6 protein-coding genes are annotated in these 5,078 nt (G+C 63.2%); 3 read left to right on the top strand and 3 right to left on the bottom strand.

Going from position 1 to position 5,078, the window contains the following annotated elements:
• Positions 1-171 precede the first annotated feature (171 nt).
• Together ACTG4J_RS14635 and ACTG4J_RS14630 are read right to left on the bottom strand one after the other, a co-directional pair.
• Positions 172-810 (bottom strand): ribonuclease HII, encoded by a 639-nt coding sequence (locus ACTG4J_RS14635; protein ID WP_439140475.1) that lies wholly within the window; start codon positions 808-810, stop codon positions 172-174.
• A gap of 90 nt (positions 811-900) precedes the next feature.
• Positions 901-1,371: a hypothetical protein gene (locus ACTG4J_RS14630; protein ID WP_439140474.1), complete on the bottom strand. Its 471-nt coding sequence runs from the start codon at positions 1,369-1,371 to the stop codon at positions 901-903.
• Positions 1,372-1,580: 209 nt separating this feature from the next.
• On the opposite strand from ACTG4J_RS14630, the gene ACTG4J_RS14625 reads away from it, so the two are divergent.
• Positions 1,581-1,865: a hypothetical protein gene (locus ACTG4J_RS14625; RefSeq protein WP_439140473.1), complete on the top strand. Its 285-nt coding sequence runs from the start codon at positions 1,581-1,583 to the stop codon at positions 1,863-1,865.
• Positions 1,837-2,538: a winged helix-turn-helix domain-containing protein gene (locus ACTG4J_RS14620; RefSeq protein ID WP_439140472.1), complete on the top strand. Its 702-nt coding sequence runs from the start codon at positions 1,837-1,839 to the stop codon at positions 2,536-2,538. The genes ACTG4J_RS14625 and ACTG4J_RS14620 overlap by 29 nt, the downstream gene beginning before the upstream one ends.
• Before the next feature lie 374 nt (positions 2,539-2,912).
• On the opposite strand, the gene ACTG4J_RS14615 is transcribed toward ACTG4J_RS14620, so the two are convergent.
• Positions 2,913-4,148 (bottom strand): Coenzyme F420 hydrogenase/dehydrogenase, beta subunit C-terminal domain, encoded by a 1,236-nt coding sequence (locus ACTG4J_RS14615; RefSeq protein ID WP_439140471.1) that lies wholly within the window; start codon positions 4,146-4,148, stop codon positions 2,913-2,915.
• Positions 4,149-4,315: 167 nt separating this feature from the next.
• Between ACTG4J_RS14615 and ACTG4J_RS14610 the strand changes: the two genes are divergently transcribed.
• On the top strand, positions 4,316-5,078 hold a 763-nt coding region (locus ACTG4J_RS14610; protein WP_439140470.1), incomplete at its 3' end, for a molybdopterin-dependent oxidoreductase.

Below are 5,078 nucleotides of genomic sequence, written 5' to 3'. Positions count from 1 at the left end.
TCGGGAAGCCCGCGCATCACCTCGATGCAATCGCCGGCCAGAATCGTATTGAGCGGCAGTTGCGCTGCCTCGGGTTTTGTCTTGGTTTTCATATCTGCCTCTGTTCCGCGCCTCTGACGGGCTTTCGCGGTGTTCGGGGGCAGAATCGCTCAAAGGTGATTCGCAGTCAATTTATTTTTTGGAATCAATATGTTGCGCGGCTTGCGATAGCAATATGTTGTGTACGGGACGGAAGGATCGTCTATGATGGGGCGTGACCCCCATATCTTGTAGGGCGGCCAGATGCGCCGCCGTTGGGTAGCCTTGGTTGACCTCCCAGCCATATCCGGGATGGTCTTTCGCCAAGCCCGCCATAAGCCGATCGCGCGCCACCTTGGCGATGATCGAGGCCGCCGCGATCGACAGGCTCTTGGCGTCGCCCTTGATCAGCGTGACACCCCGGCAAGGGAGATCCTTGGGACAGGCATTGCCATCGATCAGCGCCGTATCGGGGCAGATCGGCAACCCCTCGACCGCGCGCCGCATCGCCAAAAGCGAGGCCTCGCGAATGTTGAGGGCATCAATTTCGCCCACGCTGGCCCAACCAATCGCGACGCTGGATTGCGCTTGGATCAGATCGAACAAGATCGCCCGCCGGGACGCCGACAACATCTTGGAATCGTTCAAACCGGGTGGAATATTGGCTGGGTCCAGCACCACCGCCGCGGCGGTGACAGGCCCCGCCAAGGGCCCGCGCCCCGCCTCGTCGACACCGGCAATCACGCCACCAAGGGCGTCTTCATGGCTGAGATCGGGAATGGACCGAGGCATGATCCCTCATCCCACAGCATGGTGCGGCGAACAAGATCGAGCGGCCCCTGCCGGGCCGCCCGTGATTGCTAAAGTGTCAGATCGCGCGGCTCAGGGCCGAAAGCCCGCCTCGCGCACCCAACCGTTATTGGCAAGGCAGCGCCCGGCGTAGATCTCGCGCGGGCCGCGCTGCGTATGAACCGTGGTCAGGCAGGCCTGCGGCAACAGCCGGGGGCGGGCGGTGTTGTTTTGCATGCAGCGCCGCCCATAGCCGCGGAAGGAACCGTTGCGATCGCGGCCCTCGACGAAGCAACGGGCAGGTGCCACGAGGGCGGGCGGATGCGCCGGCGCATGCGGTTGTGGGCGGATGACCGACACATGCGGCGCCTGACGCGGTGCGCGATCATTCTGGCTCAGCTCAATGGCACGCCCGATGGCGTAAAGGGCGATGACACCGCCAAGAATACGCGCCGCATCGCGGCTGTCGGCTTGGGCTGGTGCGGCGCTGGCCGAAAGAGCGCCCAAAGCGATGACGCCGCTCAGGGCCAGGGCGGAAAGGGTTGGGTGAAGTTTACGGAACATGAGACGTCTCCAATCAATGACAATGAGCGTCTGTCGCGACGCCATGCCCGAGATCTCGACCGCAAGCGCAATGCCGCACAATATCGCCCGACCGCTATCGGATAACATCGCATCAGCGGGTCGCTGCCATTGCATGACAGCCCCGGCATGGCCATCCTGATCCCACAACCCCGCAATGTCGGGGACGCGTTCAACCGATGGATGATCCCATGTCGCCGCGCATCGTTACACTTACCTGCCTTTCCCTGCTGGTCGCGGGGCCCGCCCATGCCTGCTACGCCGATTATCGGGCCAAGATGGATAACCCTTTGCGTTTGCATTACGGTGTTATCGATCTGCCAGATACGGCCTGCACCATGGACGCAGCCCACCCGATCGTCGCGACACGGCTTGCCGCGTCAGGATGGGAGCTGCTTCAGATCGTATCGGTTTTCGGATCAGATGGTCTTGCCACAAGGAGGTCCGATGCCGGATCGTATTTCCTCCGTTTCTGAAACCCGCACGGCAACGGGCCGTGTGCTGGCCGTGGGCATCCTCGCCGTGGTCGGCGTGCTCGGCCTTTCGGCGACCCTGCTTTTCGTGAACCTGCCCGATGCAGGCGCGTTCAACGCCGCGGTAGCCGATGTGTTCGTCTTGATGGATGTGCGCAACCCCGATGCGACACGCGTGCTGGAGATCATGGCCCAGACCGGCACCGCCTTTTCGCAGGTGCTTGAAAGCTACCGCGCGGTGATCTTCGTACTGATGGTCTTCGCCACGGCCTTGCTTGTTGCTTGCTTGGTGTTTCTCGTGACCATCGTCACCCTCAACCGACGCATGGGCGAGATCGAGCGCCAGGGCATTCAGGTTTCGTCGCTGGTCCTCAGCCGCGAGGAACGCGTGGTGCTGATCAACAACCTCGCATTCAACCTGACGGATGCGGCGATGGAAACGCTCGCGGTTCTGGCCGAGGCGCGTTTGGATGACGAGGTCTTGAGCGGCGCACAGATCGAGGCGATGGTCGCGGGCAAGCACGCCTCCGACGCCGACGAGGCCGCGGGGGCCACGCGGATCAAACGCCTGCGCGACAGCCTCGGCAACCAGATCGTCAGCGAGCTTCTGGTCAAGAACATCGCGCGCCACGGTTATGTGCTGGCGATCGACAAATCCGTGATCCGGATGATCTGATCTCGGGATCGCGGAACGCACATTGGGGGCGCTGCCCCCGACGCGCCCTTGGCGCGCCTCCCCCGGGATATTTATGAAACGAAGAAGGCTCTCAACCTTTTGTTAACCGCGATCGGCGAGCCTGACGGGGCGGTACAGGCGGGGACGCCGATGACCGTAAACGGAGAAGCCCCGACCGCGCGAAAAATGGTCGGGGTGGACCCGGCCTCATGTTTCTCCGTTTCTGAAATATCCCCGCCGGAGGCCGCGACCCTTGCAAGCCGCGCCAATGGCAACCACGGCGAACCCCCTACGCCGCCTCCCAACTGAGCTGCGCCCCAAAGGGCGCAGGCGAGGTCAAGGAAATGCGCGCCAGGGTACTTTTTGGTTGATGGTCACTCGCCGCGGGTTTCACGCGCGCCCGGCACAAGGCCGTAACGGGCAGCCACCCGCCAGACATGGTCCGGGATCATGTTCTTGACCCTCGCGGGATGGGCGCGGCGCAGATGCAAGATCGACTCGATCGCCTTCATCTCGACGCGTGCGCGGGCGAATTCGAGACCACGGGGTCCGATCCGCGGCTGCAGGAACGCAACGATGGGGCGCGCCCAATCGGGCATCGCACGCAGTGGCAAGCCACCCGCCGCACGTGCCGTATTGGCTAAAAACCCTTTGACCGCACCCATGCGGCGGCCCTTGTCGGTCAAGGGGCGCTCTTCCAATCGGCCGGCGATACCCGAAAGCATCTCGGCCCCGCGATGGTTGCGGGTGATGACCCATTGCTCACCATCCCCGCCCATGTAACCCACCGTGATATCAGCCAAGCGGTTAGTGTAATCGACACAGGTCTTGCAGGTCATGGGAAAGAAATCGGCTGGCAATTTCGATATCGGCAGCTTCAGGAACGGCACCACGCGATTGGGGCGACCATCGTCGAAACGCATTTCCACACGGTAATCGGCGCGGAACTCGAGGTAAGACACAGTTTCGGGCCGGGGGTCGAGCAAGGCGAGAAAGGCGTGGAAACTTTCGGTCGTGGTATTGTCCGAACACGGCGTGCCGATGACATAGATCCGTTTGAACCCAAGCTCCGCTTCGATCTGGCGCAGCGCATAGACCTGGCACGGAATGCCGATCACGGCGATCCGCTTGTGGCCTGCTGCGGCGGCCGGTTCCAGCGCGGCCAGCGTCGGCGCATAGCCCATACGCATCCCCCGGCATTGTGCCAACGCTTCGGGGTCGGTCACGATCACCGGCTCGGGCCGCCAGCGATCAAGCGGGTCGGCGCGCACGGCCAGCACGGCATCGACCTTGCCGCGGCGCAACAGATCGGCGGCAAGTGCTGTGGTGATCCCGCTCCACTGGGCGCCTTCGGCCGGTGGTGTCAGCCGCAAACGTTGCATCGCGAGGGTGACGCCGAAGAAGGCCTCATCCCCCAACGAGGGGTCAGCCACCCGGCCATGTACGCGATGCTCGGCAGAGGCATAATCCGGCTGTATGAACTGGCAGGCCGTCCCACAGGCACGTCCATCGCCGATGCGGCTGACGCCGCAATCGGTGCAAAGCCCCGGACGCGCAGCACCCGAAAGAACGGGAACGCTGAAGCCGGGTGCGGGATGATCCTTTGGCATTTTTGGAGGTATCTCCTCGGGCGAGGGTGAGTATCATGGCGAAGAGGAAATATGTCAACTTTGGTTTACACATTGGCATGACTAGCGGATGATCGGGCGGCAACCATTGCATCCCGCCCCTGAGGCGGTCACAACTGCCTCAGGCACCTTGGCTGCGGGGAGGGCAGATGAGGCACCAAGACATCTCCGTCGATCTGTCGCCCAAGCTGTCCGATCAGACGGCCAAAACGACCTGTTACATGTGCGCCTGCCGTTGCGGCATCAATGTGCATCTCAAGGCAGGCCGCGTCGCTTATATCGAGGGCAACCGCGATCACCCGGTCAACAAGGGCGTGCTGTGCGCAAAGGGCGCGGCGGGGATCATGCAGGTCACCGCCCCCTCGCGCTTGCGCGCGCCCTTGCGCCGGGTCGGACCGCGCGGGTCGGGCGAATTCGAAGAGATCAGCTGGGACGAGGCGCTGGCAACGGCCACCTCATGGATGGCGCCCTTGCGCGAGACCGCGCCCGAGAAACTCGCCTTTTTCACCGGGCGCGACCAGTCGCAATCGCTGACCGGCTGGTGGGCGCAGCAATTCGGCACGCCCAACTACGCGGCGCATGGAGGGTTCTGCTCGGTCAACATGGCCGCCGCCGGCATCTACACCATGGGCGGCGCGTTCTGGGAGTTTGGCCAGCCAGATTGGGAACGGACCAAGCTTCTCCTCCTTTTCGGCGTGGCCGAGGATCATGACAGCAACCCCATCAAGATGGGGCTTGGAAAGCTGAAGGCGCGCGGGGCCAAGGTAATCGGCATCAACCCGATCCGCACGGGCTACAACGCGGTGGCCGATGACTGGGTCGGCATCACGCCGGGCACCGATGGGCTTTTGATCCTGTCGCTGATTCATTGCCTGCTCAAGGCGGGCAAGATCGATCTCGACTATCTCGCGC

The organism is Roseicyclus sp., from assembly GCF_965662675.1.
Taxonomy (GTDB): Bacteria; Pseudomonadota; Alphaproteobacteria; order Rhodobacterales; family Rhodobacteraceae; genus Roseicyclus.
The sequence above is the reverse complement of the archived record's forward strand: the minus strand, read 5'-3'. Positions and strand labels throughout refer to the sequence as shown.